Source organism: Shewanella sp. A22, from assembly GCF_053850585.1.
Genome location: NZ_JBSQBN010000003.1, coordinates 47,810 through 64,262, shown reverse-complemented (window position 1 = coordinate 64,262; position 16,453 = coordinate 47,810). Strand labels below are relative to the sequence as shown.

At 43.3% G+C, this 16,453-nt stretch carries 16 protein-coding genes; 6 read left to right on the top strand and 10 right to left on the bottom strand.

Translation table 11 applies throughout. The annotated features are described in order from the left end of the window. Positions 1-31 precede the first annotated feature (31 nt). Positions 32-475: a DoxX family protein gene (locus tag ACWXWT_RS01390; protein WP_456039834.1), complete on the bottom strand. Its 444-nt coding sequence runs from the start codon at positions 473-475 to the stop codon at positions 32-34. Positions 476-620: 145 nt separating this feature from the next. Here ACWXWT_RS01390 and ACWXWT_RS01385 point away from each other — a divergent pair, with 145 nt between their 5' ends. The 6 genes from ACWXWT_RS01385 to ACWXWT_RS01360 all read left to right on the top strand — a co-directional run bounded on the left by ACWXWT_RS01385 (position 621) and on the right by ACWXWT_RS01360 (position 6,006). Continuing rightward, positions 621-1,514 carry a LysR family transcriptional regulator gene (locus ACWXWT_RS01385; protein WP_456039833.1) on the top strand — a complete coding sequence of 298 codons (894 nt, stop codon included), beginning with the start codon at positions 621-623 and terminating at the stop codon, positions 1,512-1,514. 246 nt (positions 1,515-1,760) lie between these two features. Beyond that, positions 1,761-2,207, top strand: a complete 447-nt coding sequence (locus tag ACWXWT_RS01380) for a MerR family transcriptional regulator (RefSeq protein WP_456039832.1) — start codon at positions 1,761-1,763, stop codon at positions 2,205-2,207. Continuing rightward, positions 2,207-4,447 carry a heavy metal translocating P-type ATPase gene (locus ACWXWT_RS01375; protein ID WP_456039831.1) on the top strand — a complete coding sequence of 747 codons (2,241 nt, stop codon included), beginning with the start codon at positions 2,207-2,209 and terminating at the stop codon, positions 4,445-4,447. Before ACWXWT_RS01380 ends, ACWXWT_RS01375 begins: the two co-directional genes overlap by 1 nt. A gap of 9 nt (positions 4,448-4,456) precedes the next feature. Beyond that, positions 4,457-4,807 (top strand): cupredoxin domain-containing protein, encoded by a 351-nt coding sequence (locus tag ACWXWT_RS01370; RefSeq protein ID WP_456039855.1) that lies wholly within the window; start codon positions 4,457-4,459, stop codon positions 4,805-4,807. 180 nt (positions 4,808-4,987) lie between these two features. Beyond that, on the top strand, positions 4,988-5,500 hold the full coding sequence (locus ACWXWT_RS01365; protein WP_456039830.1) for a DUF2937 family protein: 513 nt from the start codon (positions 4,988-4,990) through the stop codon (positions 5,498-5,500). A 32-nt stretch (positions 5,501-5,532) separates the two neighbouring features. Continuing rightward, complete coding sequence (locus ACWXWT_RS01360) at positions 5,533-6,006, top strand: redoxin family protein (RefSeq protein WP_456039829.1); 474 nt, start codon at positions 5,533-5,535, stop codon at positions 6,004-6,006. Positions 6,007-6,115: 109 nt separating this feature from the next. Here ACWXWT_RS01360 and ACWXWT_RS01355 read toward each other — a convergent pair whose 3' ends face one another. The 9 genes from ACWXWT_RS01355 to cyoA form a co-directional block, all read right to left on the bottom strand. Further along, entirely contained in the window at positions 6,116-8,062 is a 1,947-nt protein-coding gene (locus ACWXWT_RS01355) for a methyl-accepting chemotaxis protein (RefSeq protein WP_456039828.1), read from the bottom strand. A 186-nt stretch (positions 8,063-8,248) separates the two neighbouring features. Continuing rightward, a complete protein-coding gene (gene envZ / locus ACWXWT_RS01350; protein WP_456039827.1) occupies positions 8,249-9,589 on the bottom strand; it encodes a two-component system sensor histidine kinase EnvZ in 1,341 nt (446 codons plus the stop codon). Positions 9,590-9,592: 3 nt separating this feature from the next. Then, positions 9,593-10,318: an osmolarity response regulator transcription factor OmpR gene (gene ompR, locus ACWXWT_RS01345; RefSeq protein ID WP_456039826.1), complete on the bottom strand. Its 726-nt coding sequence runs from the start codon at positions 10,316-10,318 to the stop codon at positions 9,593-9,595. A 117-nt stretch (positions 10,319-10,435) separates the two neighbouring features. Beyond that, entirely contained in the window at positions 10,436-11,233 is a 798-nt protein-coding gene (locus ACWXWT_RS01340) for a hypothetical protein (RefSeq protein ID WP_456039825.1), read from the bottom strand. A gap of 187 nt (positions 11,234-11,420) precedes the next feature. Further along, on the bottom strand, positions 11,421-12,353 hold the full coding sequence (gene cyoE / locus ACWXWT_RS01335) for a heme o synthase (protein ID WP_456039824.1): 933 nt from the start codon (positions 12,351-12,353) through the stop codon (positions 11,421-11,423). A 40-nt stretch (positions 12,354-12,393) separates the two neighbouring features. Beyond that, a complete protein-coding gene (gene cyoD, locus ACWXWT_RS01330) occupies positions 12,394-12,723 on the bottom strand; it encodes a cytochrome o ubiquinol oxidase subunit IV (protein ID WP_456039823.1) in 330 nt (109 codons plus the stop codon). Further along, entirely contained in the window at positions 12,723-13,343 is a 621-nt protein-coding gene (gene cyoC / locus ACWXWT_RS01325) for a cytochrome o ubiquinol oxidase subunit III (RefSeq protein WP_456039822.1), read from the bottom strand. The genes cyoD and cyoC overlap by 1 nt, the downstream gene beginning before the upstream one ends. Then, the gene (gene cyoB / locus ACWXWT_RS01320) at positions 13,343-15,325 is read right to left on the bottom strand and encodes a cytochrome o ubiquinol oxidase subunit I (RefSeq protein WP_456039821.1); all 1,983 of its coding nucleotides are present in this window, start codon (positions 15,323-15,325) and stop codon (positions 13,343-13,345) included. Before cyoB ends, cyoC begins: the two co-directional genes overlap by 1 nt. 2 nt (positions 15,326-15,327) lie before the next feature. Beyond that, complete coding sequence (gene cyoA, locus ACWXWT_RS01315; RefSeq protein ID WP_456039820.1) at positions 15,328-16,338, bottom strand: ubiquinol oxidase subunit II; 1,011 nt, start codon at positions 16,336-16,338, stop codon at positions 15,328-15,330. Between the last annotated feature and the right edge of the window lie 115 nt (positions 16,339-16,453).

Below are 16,453 nucleotides of genomic sequence, written 5' to 3'. Positions count from 1 at the left end.
GTTCAAATTAATAAGCCGTTAGTGTGGAAGATTAAGCCAGCTTTTTTGCTATAGCGTTATCGATTGCGACCTTGCCTGAACCTGATAACGCAAGTGACACACTGGCAGCCAATAAAGCTAATGCGAATTCATAACCATTGTTTGCCATAAATAATCCGTTGCTAATATGCACGCTAGCAATGGCAATGACCATGGTGAACGCTAATACAGCGGCTGCTGGACGGGTAAGTAAACCCAGTAAAATGAACAATCCACCTATCAATTCTGCTGAACCCGCTAAGAAAGCCATTAATACACCTGGCTCAATGCCAATTGAAGCCATCCACTGTCCTGTACCTTCTAGGCCATAACCGCCAAACCATCCGAATAACTTCTGACCACCATGAGCCATAAAAATAACCCCAACAGGTAAACGTAATGCCAATGTGCTAAAACCTGCAGTAGAGTTTGTAATGCGTTTCACGAGTGCTTTCATGGTATTTATCCTCAATAAATTTAAACATTGTTTGTTTCTAGTAAGTCTCTCTCACTGGTTGATAAGAAGTATATTGGGACTTGATAGAATAAAAAATCGGAATAAACTGATATTAAAGTTCAAATTATTTGAATGAGGAGGAGTGATGCAAAATCCGATCACTATCGACGCATTACGAGCCTTAGATGCGATTGATCGCAAGGGCAGTTTTGCTGCAGCTGCGGCATCGTTATATCGAGTACCGTCAGCGCTGACTTATACCATCAAAAAACTTGAAGATGATATGGGCGCGGCGTTATTTGACCGAACAAAGCAAAAAGCACAACTGACGCCAGCAGGCAAAATTGTATTAGAGCAAGGGCGACAGATTTTGTTAGCAACCAATCGGTTGGTTGATTCTGTGCAGCAATTAGAGTCCGGTTGGGAAAGCGAAATTAGGCTATCCCGCGATACGGTTATCCCCCAGTGTCAGTTGTTTCAATTAATTGAACAATTTAATCAGCTAGAACACTCAGTCGACATTAGTGTGGATGTTGAAGCTGTTGGTGGTGGTTGGGATGCATTGCATAGCCGACGTGCCGATATTGTAATTGGTGCCTCTGGAGAGTTACCACGAGGTGTGTTTCAAACCCATAAAATAGGTGAAATTGAATTTGTGTTTGCAGTAGCGCCACATCATCCATTGGCGTTTGTTGATGGCACATTAGAAGCCGACAAACTGACAGACTATGCTTCGGTGGTAGTTGCCGATACCGCACAAGTGTTACCAACACGCAGCAGTGGCCTTTTTAAAAGCAAGCAAGTGATTAAAGTTAACACTATGGAAACTAAGATTGCAGCACAGTTACAAGGATTAGGGATCGGTTTTTTACCAAGGCACATGGTGCAATGCTACTTTGACAGTGGTGAGTTGATTGAAAAAACATGTTCAATTCCAAGGCCAAATCAAAGTTTGTATCTTGCTTGGCATAAAGATCACCAAGGCCGCGCATTCGACTGGTTTGTAGAGCATTTACCTAAGGTAAATTGGGGATTATAAAGTCTAAACGAAGGGACATGCTCAGTGACCAATGTCAGGATGTTGATGTAACACTCAAATGAATATGCATTTGGGCTTTTTATTGATCCTCCGTTATTGGTCACTTGACATGGGTGTAACACATAGGTTTACAGTCACTGCATATCGTTACGTAGAGCATTTAATTCTCTAGAGCCATTAAATGTTCAGCACAGACACTAACGTAAATCTTATTATTAAATTTAGTCGTTACCCCAAGGAGTCTTTATGAAAGTGAGTGAACTCGCAGCCTTATTGGGCGTCACCACAGACACAATTCGTTTTTATACCCGAATAGGCCTGCTCTTCCCAACAAAATCGCCCAACAATGGCTATAAATTTTATCGAGATAAAGAAGTGTCGCGAATGCGATTTATTATGAGTGCCAGAAACTTAGGTTTTTCGGTGGATGAAATTAAAGTGATCTTTTCTAAAACGGATCATGGTGAAAGCGCTTGTACTATGGTGAAGCAGCTTATTAGCCAGAAATTAGCAGAAACTGAAAAATTGTTCAATGAAACATTAGCGTTACGCAATAGGTTGACTAAAGCCGTAAACGAGTGGGAAAACCTGCCAGCGTTAGCCCCCACAGGTGCCATGGTCTGCCATTTAATTGAAGGTTTTGATGCTGGTGACGAAACCTCTTGTCAGGCTACCGATAAGGAGGCTTTGTGATGAAAAACAAAACGACAACCCAATTATTGATAGAGGGTGCAGGTTGTGCCAGTTGTGTAGGCAAAATTGAGAAAGCCCTTAAAACAGTCGCACAAGTAGAGCAGGCTGAAATGAATTTTGCTGACCGAAGTGTAATGGTCACCGGAGAAGTTGAAGTTGCCAACTTGCTTGAGGCCGTTGAAAACGCTGGTTATCACGCGATTGTGATTAACGATCAAGGTGGTGCAGATGCCATCGATGAAAAAGAACAGGCTGATGCAATATATTATAGAAGCCTAATAAAACACACTATAGTCGCATTGGCAGTGGGTATCCCGCTGATGATTTATGGTTTGTTTATTGGTGACATGACCGTTACTAATCCAATACAACAGCTGGTTTGGGGAGCAATTGGTGTGTTGACCTTAGGGATAATGTTCTTCTCCGGCAAGCATTTTTATACTGGCGCATGGAAATCATTTACGCATCATAGTGCCAATATGGACACCTTAATTGCGCTCGGAACAGGCACTGCGTGGGTTTACTCTATGGTGGTGGTATTTGCACCAGATTTATTGCCAGAAATGGCGCGCCATGTCTATTTTGAAGCAACCGCGATGATCATTGGTTTAATCAATCTTGGACTCGCGTTAGAGGTCAAGGCGCGCGGTAAAACCTCTGCAGCGATTAAGCGCTTAATTGGTTTACAAGCTAAAACGGCTAGGGTGATCCGCAATGGTAAAGCGGTCGATATTGATATTGCCTTGGTGCAATTAAACGATAAAGTCAGTGTTCGACCAGGTGAAAAAATTCCCGTAGACGGTGTGGTCGTTGAGGGGAGTAGTTTTATTGATGAATCAATGTTGACTGGCGAACCTATTCCGGTTGAAAAAAGCGTTAATGATGATGTGGTCGCGGGTACATTAAACAAACTGGGGTCACTTACTTTTACCGCCACACGTGTCGGTAAAGATACTGCTTTGGCGCACATTATTACTATGGTTAAGCGGGCGCAGAACTCCAAACCGCCGATTGGCCAAATGGCCGATGTTATTTCGAGCTATTTTGTTCCTGCAATGATGATTATTGCCATAATCAGCGCCATGGTATGGCTCAATTTTGGGCCTGAACCCTCAGTGGGATACGCCATAGTGTCGGCGATGACAATATTAATCATCGCTTGTCCGTGTGCTTTAGGACTAGCAACACCCATGTCGGTGATGGTTGGTGTAGGTAAAGCCGCTGAATCTGGTGTGCTTATTCGTAATGGTGAAGCCCTGCAAACGGCATCGACGATTACCACCATGATTTTAGATAAAACCGGCACCATTACCGAAGGTGCACCAAAAATCACCGATATCATAGTGGTGAATGGACGCGAAGAACAACAGGTATTGCAATTGGCCGCGAGTATTGAGCAACATTCCGAACATCCGCTTGCGCAAGCTGTTGTGCAAGCAGCAACGGATAAGGGATTAACCTTATTCAATGTTGAAAATTTTACTGCTATTGCAGGATTTGGTGTCCAAGCTCAGTATCAATCGGCTCAGTTATTATTTGGTAATGAGAAGTTAATGCGCGATAAAGGTATTGCCTTAAGCGATTATCAGCAACAAGCACAGGCGTTAGCGGCAGACGCCAAAACGCCAATGTATTTTGCTATCGATGGTGAACTAGCGGCAGTGATTGCTGTGGCTGACCCGATTAAAGCTGATTCTGTTGCCGCCATAGCAAGGCTTAAAAGCCGTGGTATTAAGGTGATTATGCTTACCGGGGATAACCACGCGACAGCTACTGCAGTGGCTGCCAAAGTGGGCGTAGATGACTTTTTTGCCGATGTATTACCACAAGATAAAGCCAATAAAGTGGCCGAATTACAAGCCTTAGGTGAAGTGGTTGGCATGACTGGCGATGGTATTAATGATGCCCCTGCACTGGCTTTAGCCAATGTCGGCTTTGCTATTGGCACCGGAACGGACGTGGCGATTGAAAGTGCCGACATAACGCTAATGCGGGGATCGCTACACGGTTTAGCCGATGCCATCGCGGTGAGTAAAGCGACGTTAGGCAACATTAGGCAAAATCTAGTGGGTGCGTTTATTTACAATGCGGCGGGTATTCCGCTCGCTGCTGGGGTGCTATTTCCAGTGTTTGGCGTATTACTTAACCCTGTGGTTGCAGGTGCTGCAATGGCATTTTCATCATTAACTGTGGTGAGCAACGCCAATCGTTTACGCTTTTTTACCCCTCAACAACACTAGGAGTGAATGATGCTATTAATTAACTTATTTTGTGTGGCATTGATTGCCCTTATCGTTTGGTGGTTTTGGTTATACAAACCCAAAGCCGCGACTCATCAGGCAAGTAACGCTATTGTGGTGAAAGACGGCGTTTACTCTCCGGCAAGAATAACCGTGCCGGCTAATACTGCAACGCAATTAACTTTTTTACGCCAAGACAAAGCAGGGTGCTCTGCCAGTTTGTTATTTCCAGACTTGGACATTAGCGAAGAGTTACCCCTTGATAAACCCGTGGTAGTTTCGCTGCCAGCGTTAGCCAAAGGCGCATATCCGTTTCATTGTCAAATGCAGATGTATAAAGGAGTATTACTGGTTGAGTAAACCTAGATAATGGGTGAGCTAAGTCGGCATCAATAAAACCTTGATGCTTACTACTGGGCCACATAAGCTTTGAAAAAGGCGTACCAGTTACGCAAGTTAACATCTGTTTATTCAAGATGCTTACTTGAGTAATTGGTGATATTGTGGCGGTTCGTTTACAACTGATTTTTCGATGACATCATGATACGACGTTTAATGGACTACATTCGTTTGGTGCTATTTGTGAGTGGCGTATTAATTGGTATTCAAGTTCCCGGCTTTGTCGATCAATACGGTCAACGACTCGAAGCACACCAGCTTGAAGCTAAGCTAAGTTTGGCCGAGTTTCAGCGTGATGCCGACCGATTTTTTGCCGGTGATATAAGTAAACTCATCCGCCATTACCAACAAAATAACGACCCAGTATTCAGTGCTGGTGGTGAAAGCATTGAATCACTCTATCAACGCTATACATCATTGACTCAAGCGTTGAGCCGTTTTAATCAACATAGCTATAGTCCTTATCAACAAATAATATTGGCTCCACAAAAAGACATTCAATCAGAGGTTTGGCAGGCATACAGTTATGTCATTTTATTGAAACCACAAGCCATTGCCATAGGGTTACTGTTTGGGCTAATAGTGTCGATGTTGTGTGAATTAATACTGTCTATTTTATATATGGGCTGTCGTAGGATTTTAACGCCACGATAAGCTATTTTTTTATTATTAATCAAGGAAATATTATGATCGCAACAGGACAAGCTTTACCAAAAGCTACATTAACCCAACTGACAAAAGACGGCATGGTTAATCACGATGTGACTGAGCTTTTTGCAGGAAAAAAAGTGGTATTGTTTGCAGTGCCAGGTGCATTTACGCCAACGTGCTCTGAAGCACATTTACCAGGTTATGTGGTACTTGCAGACGAGTTTAAAGCCAAAGGTGTTGATCTTATTGCTTGTGTTGCTGTTAACGATGCATTCGTCATGAAAGCATGGGGCGAAGCCCAAAATGCTTCTGAGCTGATGATGTTAGCCGACGGTGATGCAAGTTTTACTAAAGCACTCGGTTTAGACATGGACACAGCCGGTTTTGGTGGCATTCGTTCACAACGTTATGCCATGGTTATCGACAATGGTGTGGTAACGTTACTTAATGTTGAAGCACCACAATCATTTGAAGTCAGTACAGCTGAAGCCGTTATGGCCGCTCTATAATCTACATTATGCTTCTATGTTAGAGACTTACTGGCAAATAAAGTGGGCGCGAATCTAGCGCCCATTTTTATGAAAAAAACCAGTTATCAGTAAAGCTTGTTAGTATTGATTATCCGCGGATGCCTAATTGTTGTTCAATATTGTCCACACTGTTGGTCACCTCAAATGCAATAGTTTCGCTTTGTTCAAATGCATCTTTGGCTCGTTGCATTAAGCTGTTCATCGCTTCAACAAATTCGTCGAGATGATGTACTTGTTGTGTAGCGTATTCGCTACCTTGGCTTGCGCTACTTAGCATGGTTTGTGCTTGTTGCTGAACATGTAATGCAACATCTAATAAGCTCTGTGCTCGGCCTTTTTGTTGCGTGGACGCATTACTGATGTCGTTTATGCTGTGGCTTAGGGCTTTATTTGATTGGGTTAATTGCTCAAAAATAGCCATTATGTCTTTTAATGATTGTTGAGTACGCAGCGATAAGCTGCGTACTTCGTCGGCAACAACCGCAAACCCGCGACCTTGTTCACCAGCGCGAGCGGCTTCAATGGCGGCATTTAATGCCAATAAGTTAGTTTGCTCCGCTATATTGCCAATGACATCAACTATTTTCGCCGCATCATTAACAGATGTACTCAATTGGGTTAGTGAGAGATTACACTGATGAACCTTGCTGACGGTGTGGTCTGTAGCGCTTAACACTGCTTGCGCTTCATTTTGACTCGATTGCATATCATACATGGTTTGTTCAGCGGTTATTGTTAGTTCGCTAGACGACAGGTTTACTTTATTTGCGAGTTCAATTAAGTCAGTGGTTTGGGCTTGGGCTTGTTGTACTACAGCTTGTGTTTGCTGAGTGCTATTTGACAGAGAGCCAATTCTGGCAACTAATTCGCTTAACGATTGTGACACCTTAGCGATATTATTTTTTTGCTGTTCGTCTTCTTGTTCAAACCGTTGCAACAGGTGATTAAAATGTGCCGCAATTTGGCCCGTTTCGCATTGACTTGTCACGGGTAAAGGCTCTCGTTGATTTGATTCACTTAACAGAAAGAAAGCTCGATTTAAGCGCCTTAAGGGAGTGACTACTCTTCGTTGTTGTAAGATTAGGTAACTTATTGAAAATAAAGTAAGCAAGGTCACCATGCCATACAATAACCATTGTAGATTAATCTTTAATTGTTGGTCGGTTTGAGTTTGTATATTTGCCAGGGTGACGAGTTGCTGCTCAACTTGACTAGTGGCGTGAATTAGGGCCGTTTGTACCTGCAAATTGTTATTGAGCATTTGCTTAGTATTAGCCACTTCTTTGCTGTAGCGCTGACTTAGACTTAACAATTCTGCTCGTGGGGTTTCACCTATTTCTAGGGGGGTGGGTTCATCATTACCCAAAGCAAATTCATCTACTTCTTCAGTGCGGTAAATACCTAATAATGGCAACTTAGCCAGTTGATCATGCCAGTGGTTGAGTGCATTAATGGAGAAGTTAAGACTTTTTTCTACGCTGGTATCTTTATCGATTAATAAGGCCTGAGTTTGCTGTGACAATGCGTAAACCAAGCTGGGTAGCTCACTACTGAGTATTTGATATTGCTGAGCGACATCGGAATGCGTAAGGTTGGCTTGAGCGTAACGGTGTAAACTATGGCTATAACTGAGCATTTCTGATTCAGCAAAAGCCAGTAGCTGGCGTGGGTTACCGGCCAGTTTTCCTGCGGCACGGTATTTAGTGTCTAAATCGTCCCTTAATTGTGTCATTAAGTTGGTTAAAGAGGTGCTGTTTAACTGCGGGTGTACCAGATGTAATTGAGTAATATTTTCAATAATACTGCTAATGTCAGTGCGCGCTTCTTCAAGATAATTGCTTTGGCCCGTTTGCAGGTAATTGTCTATGTTACGGCGCACATTATACTGATATATATGCTGGATTTGCTGTAAATTCTGATTGAGTTGCTCGCTGACTTGCCTTTGTTGGTTGCTCCACAGCACGGTTGCAGCTAGCAGTGCCGCAATGATAAGCAGTAATGCTGACGCACCGAGAGATAACGTTGATATTTTCATGTCACCAATACTTCAAATAAAAATCAATATGAGTATTTTATGGCACTAATGTTACAGTTTTTGGTGTCTGGCAAGGCTGGTACTTTTGAGGCTATTTACGAGTGTTGAACATGTATGAAAGGAAAGGGGGGGAAATTCATCGACGTAAATGGTTGAGGTAGATGTTGACCAAAACCGTGTTTAAAATTAGTTATATTGGTTTCTATCGATTAACGGCAGCCACACTTGTGCTTTTAAACCTCCTTGTGGGCGGTTAGATAATTTAACCTTGCCATGATGGCGATCGATAATGCGTTTAATAATGGCTAAACCTAAGCCTGAACCTACACTACCTCGTGCAGTATCGCCCTGAGTAAACGGTTGAAATAGCTGTTCCATTTGGTCTTCGTTAATTCCTGGTCCGTTGTCTTCAACACTAAAACACAAGTAATGACCTTGGTTGTATGAGCTTATCCTTACCCAACCGTTGCCATATCGAAATGCATTTTCGACCAAGTTACTTAATACGCGTTTAATCGCTACACTATTGATGGCAATTTCTGGGCAGTCTGCCAGAGATAATTCTATAGTGCCTTCTCGGTGAGATTCTTGTTGGCTGATTTCTTGGATCAGGCGGTTAATTTGATCAGGCTCGCGAATGCCTTCTTGGTCGTTACGGATATAAGCAATAAATTGATTAATAATGGCATCCATATCTTCAATGTCGGTAACGATGCCTTCTTTTAAATATTGATCGTCTTCCACCATCATTTCAGATGCTAATCGAATACGGGTTAATGGTGTACGTAAGTCATGTGATATACCCGCCATCAGTAAAGCGCGATCTTGCTCTAGTTGTTTCATGCTATAAGCCATTTGATTAAAGGCATGAGTGACTTCAACTATTTCGGTAGAACCGCTTAGCGGTAGCGCGGGAGGAAAGTCGCCCTTTGATACTGCGACCGCGGCTTTTTGCAGTCTTTTTAATGGGTGGTTTTGTCTGCGGGCGAATAACCAACCACCAGCGACACTGAGGGCCCCAATGACTAATAAATAGAGGGTTAATGGTGATAAGTCTGACTCATTAATGCCAGTAAGTGGCACTTTTATCCATAAGGATGGCGCTTGTGGTGGCTTTATCCACACATCGAGATTTTCACCCTGCGAAAAACGCACTTCGGCTTCGCCGCCAAGGTAAACCGACATTTGTTCAGACAAGAAACTGTAATAAGTGGCTTGACCCAATCCCGCTTCTTGAGCTTGTTTTTGGTTATAAACCGTCATGCCATCGTCACGCACCTTGGCATTCAAGGCGTCAACCATGGTGAGGTGTTCACGGCCAACATCAACCCCATCAACAAATAAAATATTAATCTGGCGAGCAATGAGTTGGTTGATTTGCTCGTAACTGGGCTTAATAAAGTAAACGGCGACAGACCAATATGATACTAATTGGTTGATTAATAATAAGCTACCAATGAGTAATACGGTTTGGCTAAAGGCGCTTCTGGGTAAGAAGCGCTGCCACCATTTCAATTTTAGCTTCATGGATTATTTTCGCGTGGTGCCGTCGGGTACAAAGACATAACCTAAGCCCCAAACCGTTTGAATGTAACGTGGATTAGTGGCATCTTTCTCAATCAGTCGACGTAGGCGTGAAACTTGTACATCAATTGAACGCTCAAGGGCTGAATAATCGCGACCTCTGGCAAGGTTCATTAGTTTGTCGCGAGACAGTGGTTCGCGAGGGTGGCTCACGAGTACTTTTAATACTGCAAATTCACCGCTTGTCAGGGCAATACTCTCATCGCCATGAAACATTTCTCGGGTGGCTAAGTTTAGTGAAAACTCACCAAAGGCAATCATTTCTTCTTGCTGCGCTGGTGCGCCAGGCACTTCGGCAATTTGGCGACGCATGACCGCTTTAATACGTGCTAATAACTCACGTGGATTAAATGGTTTAGGTAAATAATCATCTGCACCAAGTTCTAGACCAATAATACGGTCTACTTCATCACCTTTAGCGGTAAGCATCACAATGGGGATGGGGTTTTCTTGTTGGCGCAAACGACGGCAAATTGATAAACCATCTTCACCAGGTAACATTAGATCGAGTACTAAAAGGTGAAAGTTTTCACGTTCAAGTAATCTATCCATTTGTTCTGCATTGGCTGCGCTACGAACTTGGAAGCCTTGCTCAATCAAGTAACGTTCTAGTAATGAACGCAATCTCATGTCGTCATCGACAACGAGAATCTTAGAGGTTTCTTGGCCCATGAAATATCCTTTTAACACTAAATTGATACAAGTAATGACTCAGTATGAAGTGTAATCGCTTGAATTTGAATAGCTGATTGTGGCAGAAATTGTAACTAAATAGCTGTAAATGAAAGTTTATCGCGTAAATAGCTGGAAACGGTCACTTAAGTTGTCTTTATCGCTGTCAAAGGATAGTGCTAATTGTTGGCTGCGTTGATGATAAAAAATGCTTTGCAGTATGCCGAGATGACTAACACTTTGCTGTGGATGGTTATCAAAAATGGGATTGATGAAAAGTTGATGTTGTTGGATGTCGAAGTGTCCCCATTGTAAGTGAGTATAATGGGAATACGTTTGTGGGTCTTGGTGTAGGTTAATATTCACCACGGCGTAATAACCATTGTCGAGTAACAGCAAGCTGCTTAATGCTGAGGTCATTTGTTGGTGCCATACACCGTAGATTGATTGCATGGGGTAGGCTTGATAATCATGTTGTTCATCCACCACGCTGTCAGCATTAGTGTCGATATTAAAGACTAACCTGGCTGACTCGACAGTAAGTGCTATGTGCAATTTAGGATGAGCTATTTGATAGGCAACTAGACCCTGTTGTTGATTACTACTATAGCTTGGGATAAAGCGTACGCCTGAGGGGTGTATGTCTATTCGTCCCCATTCTGCGACGCTATTTTGTGGTTTAAGCAAGTTAAATTCAATGTGTAAGTAACTGAGATCCGGATTCAACTGCAACAGTGTTATTTGCTCTGGCGTGTCTATTATCCAATTGCCAAAGAGGTCATGATTGGATTTGGTGAGCAGTAATTGTGGGTTCGCATGCGTTGGGGTAAGAGTGAGTGCTAGCGTTAACAGCAGAGTGATGCTTTTAAAGGTGGTAAGCAAAGACGATATGAGTTGATTGCTATGTGGCACCATAAACATAAGATCCTTTTATGTTTGCTGCAGAAATTCCGATTTTTATCACCGTGAGCGGCAGTATTAGGTAGGTACTACATTAAGTGAGAACTAAATCTAATAAGAGCTAATCCTAGTCAAAATCGCCAATTAATCAAATAAAAAAGCCCGCAACATAATGTAGCGGGCTTAATTTTTTAGTATTAATTTATTGCACCCATGTCAGTAACGGCGTTTGGGCAACGACTTGAAAATCCAATGCCATCGTGACGCTTAATGCCGTGATGGTGATAATGGAAAATCCAAATACCTGTCTAGCCCAAGACTGCAAATTGATGCCGTGACGATAACCTTTTAACGCCATGGTTAACCACCACAAGCTGGTGGCACAGGTAACGGCCATAAAGGCGACACCTGTGTAACCCGCTAACGGTAATAGCGCACTCACTAATGCAAACACCGCAATATAGAGCACAATATGCAATTTTGCTTTAGCCATGCCCTCAGCCACAGGTAATACTGGAATGTTGGCTGCGGCGTAGTCGTCAAAGCGAAAAATCGCAATCGCATAAGAGTGGGGCATTTGCCATAGACTAAACATCAACAGTAAAATAACCGCGCCCATATCCATTTGCCCTGTGACAGCGCAATAACCCACAACGGGTGGAACCGCACCCGAAAAGCTACCGACTAAAGTGCCGTAAACCGAGTTGCGTTTCATATACAGGCTGTATACTCCGACATAAACCACATAACCAATGGCGGCAAATAATACCGCTAAACTATTAGTGAATATCGCCAGCATAGCAAAGCCAATAATCCCTAGCCCAATACCAAAGCTCAATACAGCTTGTACTGATATTTCACCGGTAACGGTAACTCGGTTACGAGTGCGCTGCATCTTGGCGTCGATGTCGCGATCAATGCAATTATTGATTGCGCAACCCGACGCTACCACCAAGGATAAACCTATCATGGTGGCAAACATCAAGGTCAAATCAACATTACCTTGAGCCGCGAGTAAAAATCCGCCTGCGACAGAAATTAAATTGCCCATGATGATGCCAGGCTTAGTGACCTGAACATATCCTCGTAAGCGTGAGGTTAATTGTGCTGACATAAATTGACCTTGATTATTCATGATGACTGTTTAGTTATGTACTGTGATTGCATTGCTCTGGTTACATCATCAAATCATTGGCTGCGTAGATAATCCACACAGACAAACCCACGACCATGACAATAATCAAGGCCGTGAATAAGAATGAAAATGTATTGAGCTTACCTTCTTTAGAAAAATCTAAATGAAGGAAGTATTTTAAATGCACCACGATTTGCACTAACGCCGTTATCACCACAACCCATAGCGTTGTCATGTGGTCAAACTGGTGCGTCATCACCGACCAAAATGGAATACCGGTTAACATTACCGATAACACAAAGCCGACCAAATAAGATTTAACGCTAGCGGCAAAATCGCCTTCGCCATGGCTTGCATGTGCATGACTCATCACAACACTCCTAACAAATAAACAACGGTAAACACACACACCCAAACGATGTCTAAAAAGTGCCAGAACAAACTTAAACAACTCAGGCGAGTAATGCTGCGGTTAGTTAAGCCAGTTTTGAGTACTTCAGCCATCATTATCAGCATCCAAATTAAGCCCGCAGTAACATGCAAACCATGCATGCCGACTAAGGCAAAAAATGCTGATAAAAAGGCGCTGCGATCTGGGCCATTGCCGTGTTCAATTAAGTGACTAAACTCGTACACTTCCATCGAAATAAACGCACAACCTAATGCGAAGGTGACCAGCAACCACATTAATGTGGCGGCCTTCTTTTGGTGTTTAGCGCAAATCATGGCAAAGCCATATGTAATACTACTGACCAACAAGGCAGCGGTTTCGATAAGCACGAAATCTAATTCGAAAATATCTTTACCCGACACACCACCATCGGTGTTCATGTACAGCACTGCATAAGTCGCAAAAACAGAAGCAAACAAAATACAGTCGGTCATTAGATAAATCCAAAAACCGAATAAGGTGCTACCACTAGTGTCATATTCATCATGGTGATCTGCAGCGTGAGCCACGTGTAAATCTGCTTTAATAGCAATACTCATTATCGACCCCTTGCTACGTTATCTATGTGTGCATTTTCAATACGCGCGACTTCATCTGGCTGCACGTAGTAGTCAACATCATTGTCGTAAGCACGCAGTAAGAACAACACAAATGCACCCGCAAAGCCGACAATGGCTAACCACCAAATATGCCAAATAGCAGCAAAGCCCATCGCGGTAATAGCCGCTGCCATTAATATTCCGCTAGCAGTATTTTTAGGCATATGGATAGGCTGGTATGTTTCACGACGTTGATAGGCTGTGCCTTTTTCTTTCATGTCGGTGAACGCATCAATGTCTGTTACGGGATCTAACTGGGCATAGTTATAGAACTGTGGTGGTGAAGAGGTTGACCACTCAAGCGTATTGCCATTCCACGGGTCGCCTGTTGTATCGAGGTTTTGCTCACGGTCTCGGAAGCTCACATACAATTGCACAAACTGTAAAATGATACCCACTAGAATGACAAAGGCACCCACAACCGCAAAATAAATCCAGAAGTTCCACGCTGGGTTATCGGTATGATTAAGACGACGTGTCATACCCATAAAGCCAAGCACGTACAGCGGCATAAAGGCCAAATAGAAGCCAATTTGCCAGCACCAAAAAGATGCTTTACCTAAACGTTCATTGAGTTTGAAGCCCATTGCTTTAGGGAACCAGTAGGCAAACCCCGCCATGTAGCCAAATACCGCACCGCCAATAATGGTGTTATGGAAATGGGCGATTAAAAACAAGCTGTTATGCAGTACATAATCAGCGCCCGGTAATGCTAACAATACTCCGGTCATGCCGCCGATGGTGAAGGTCACCATAAAGCCTAATGACCACAATACTGGCACGGTAAAGCGTAAACGGCCGCGATAAATGGTAAATAACCAATTAAACAGTTTCACCCCAGTCGGCACCGCAATCACCATGGTCATCACCCCGAAAAAGGCGTTAACGTTAGCGCTCGACCCCATGGTAAAGAAATGGTGTAACCACACAATAAAGCCAAGCACTGAAATGGCACCCGTCGCCCACACCATAGAGGTGTAACCAAATAAGCGCTTCGAGGTAAAGGTTGAAAACACTTCAGAGAAAATACCGAAAGCCGGTAATACCAAAATGTATACTTCAGGATGACCCCAAGCCCAAAATAGGTTGATGTACATCATGGCGTTTCCGCCACCATCATTGGTAAAGAAGTGGAAGTCTAAATAACGGTCTAAGGTCAACATACCTAAAACAGCGGTTAAAATTGGGAATGACGCAACGATTAGCACGTTAGCCCAAGTACAAGCCCAGGTGAAAATGGGCATTTGCATTAACTTCATGCCCGGAGCGCGCATTTTTAACACAGTGGCGATAAAGTTCACCCCGGTTAAGGTTGTCCCGATACCGGATATCTGTAAGGCCCAGATATAATAATCAACCCCCACACCCGGACTGTATGCCAACTCTGACAAGGGCGGGTAAGCTACCCAACCAGTTTTAGCAAACTCACCTAATCCGAGCGATATGTTAATTAACACAGCCCCAGATGTAGTGAGCCAAAAACTTAAGTTGTTTAAGAAAGGGAATGCCACATCGCGGGCACCAATCTGCAGCGGTACGACCAAGTTCATTAAACCAATCATAAATGGCATCGCCATAAAGATAATCATAATCACGCCATGGGCGGTGAAGATTTGGTCGTAATGTTCTGGTGGTAAATAACCCGCTGCGCCATTAGTGGCAAGAGCTTGCTGGGTTCGCATCATAATCGCGTCAGAAAACCCACGAACCAGCATTACCATCGCTAACACGATATACATAATACCGAGTTTTTTGTGGTCAACTGAGGTTAACCAGTCGTGCCAAAGCACACCCCATTTTTGATGTTTAGTGATTAAAGCCGCAATAATGACACCAATAATAGCGACAGCCGCAAGGGTCACCATAATAATGGGTTCGTGATACGGAATAGACTCGAGTGTTAATTTTCCAAGAAATGGCATGATTACTTCGCCTCCCCAGAAGCAATTGAAGAATGCTCTGTGGTTGAGTGTGTAGGGGATTGTCTAGAATGTGGTTCAGCGTCTGTGTCAGTCATGTGCTCCATGTTTTGCATATACTGGGTATGATCCATACCAGACATTGATTCCATATTGCCCATTGATTTCATGTTCGAGTCTGGATGCATGTACTGCATAACAATGTAATTAAACATGCCGTGTTGCACTGTCCCATAATATTGAACAGGGTTGTTTTCGCTTTTTTCAGCCAGCTGCTTATATTGTTCAACGTCTAAGGTGTTACCTTGTTGTTTTACCTTAGCAACCCAGGCATCAAAATCACCAGCAGTTGCCGTTGCAATGGCGTTAAACTTCATACCAGCAAAACCAGCACCACTGTAGTTAGCTGAAATACCTTCAAAGGTACCCGGCTCATTGGCAATGAGGTGTAGCTTGGTTGCCATGCCTGCCATTGAGTATATTTGGCTGCCTAACTGCGGAATGAAAAATGAATTCATCGCCGTATCTGAAGTGATTTTGAAATTAACTGGAACATTGGCAGGGAAGGCCAATTCGTTAACCGACGCAATGCCATATTCTGGATAGATAAATAACCACTTCCAATCCAGTGACACCACTTCTACGGTAACGGGTTTAGCGTCATGCACTAGCGGTTTATAGGGATCTAAATCATGAGTCGAATTCCAAGTGATAACACCCAAAATGATCACAATAACAATTGGAATGACCCACACGACAACTTCAATCGCGGTAGAGTGTGCCCATTTTGGCGCATAAATTTCTTCATCGCGGCCATCACGATATTTCCATGCAAAATACAAAGTCATGAAAATGACTGGAATGACCACAATCAGCATCAGCAATGTCGCCACAATAATGAGATGCTTCTCATCTATGCCTATCTGGCCTTTGGGATCCAGCACGCCGCCTTCACAACCCGCGAGCATAAATGCTAATGCAGCCAGCGCTAGTTTACTTAAATTTCGAATTAACAAAGGAAGATTCCTCTCACCTTAAAAGCTTACTACCCTGCCAATAGGGGGGATCGGCAGTTGCAGAATAATCATCGAACGCAAATAACCTCACCCAAGGACTAACCCAAATCAACTA

What these genes read in the sequence shown, in the direction of transcription:
- ACWXWT_RS01390 (WP_456039834.1), bottom strand. Translation starts at nt 475, where the DNA reads ATGAAAGCACTCGTGAAACGCATTACAAACTCTACTGCAGGTTTTAGC.
- ACWXWT_RS01385 (WP_456039833.1), top strand. Translation starts at nt 621, where the DNA reads ATGCAAAATCCGATCACTATCGACGCATTACGAGCCTTAGATGCGATT.
- ACWXWT_RS01380 (WP_456039832.1), top strand. Translation starts at nt 1,761, where the DNA reads ATGAAAGTGAGTGAACTCGCAGCCTTATTGGGCGTCACCACAGACACA.
- ACWXWT_RS01375 (WP_456039831.1), top strand. Translation starts at nt 2,207, where the DNA reads ATGAAAAACAAAACGACAACCCAATTATTGATAGAGGGTGCAGGTTGT.
- ACWXWT_RS01370 (WP_456039855.1), top strand. Translation starts at nt 4,457, where the DNA reads ATGCTATTAATTAACTTATTTTGTGTGGCATTGATTGCCCTTATCGTT.
- ACWXWT_RS01365 (WP_456039830.1), top strand. Translation starts at nt 4,988, where the DNA reads ATGATACGACGTTTAATGGACTACATTCGTTTGGTGCTATTTGTGAGT.
- ACWXWT_RS01360 (WP_456039829.1), top strand. Translation starts at nt 5,533, where the DNA reads ATGATCGCAACAGGACAAGCTTTACCAAAAGCTACATTAACCCAACTG.
- ACWXWT_RS01355 (WP_456039828.1), bottom strand. Translation starts at nt 8,062, where the DNA reads ATGAAAATATCAACGTTATCTCTCGGTGCGTCAGCATTACTGCTTATC.
- envZ (WP_456039827.1), bottom strand. Translation starts at nt 9,589, where the DNA reads ATGAAGCTAAAATTGAAATGGTGGCAGCGCTTCTTACCCAGAAGCGCC.
- ompR (WP_456039826.1), bottom strand. Translation starts at nt 10,318, where the DNA reads ATGGGCCAAGAAACCTCTAAGATTCTCGTTGTCGATGACGACATGAGA.
- ACWXWT_RS01340 (WP_456039825.1), bottom strand. Translation starts at nt 11,233, where the DNA reads ATGGTGCCACATAGCAATCAACTCATATCGTCTTTGCTTACCACCTTT.
- cyoE (WP_456039824.1), bottom strand. Translation starts at nt 12,353, where the DNA reads ATGAATAATCAAGGTCAATTTATGTCAGCACAATTAACCTCACGCTTA.
- cyoD (WP_456039823.1), bottom strand. Translation starts at nt 12,723, where the DNA reads ATGAGTCATGCACATGCAAGCCATGGCGAAGGCGATTTTGCCGCTAGC.
- cyoC (WP_456039822.1), bottom strand. Translation starts at nt 13,343, where the DNA reads ATGAGTATTGCTATTAAAGCAGATTTACACGTGGCTCACGCTGCAGAT.
- cyoB (WP_456039821.1), bottom strand. Translation starts at nt 15,325, where the DNA reads ATGCCATTTCTTGGAAAATTAACACTCGAGTCTATTCCGTATCACGAA.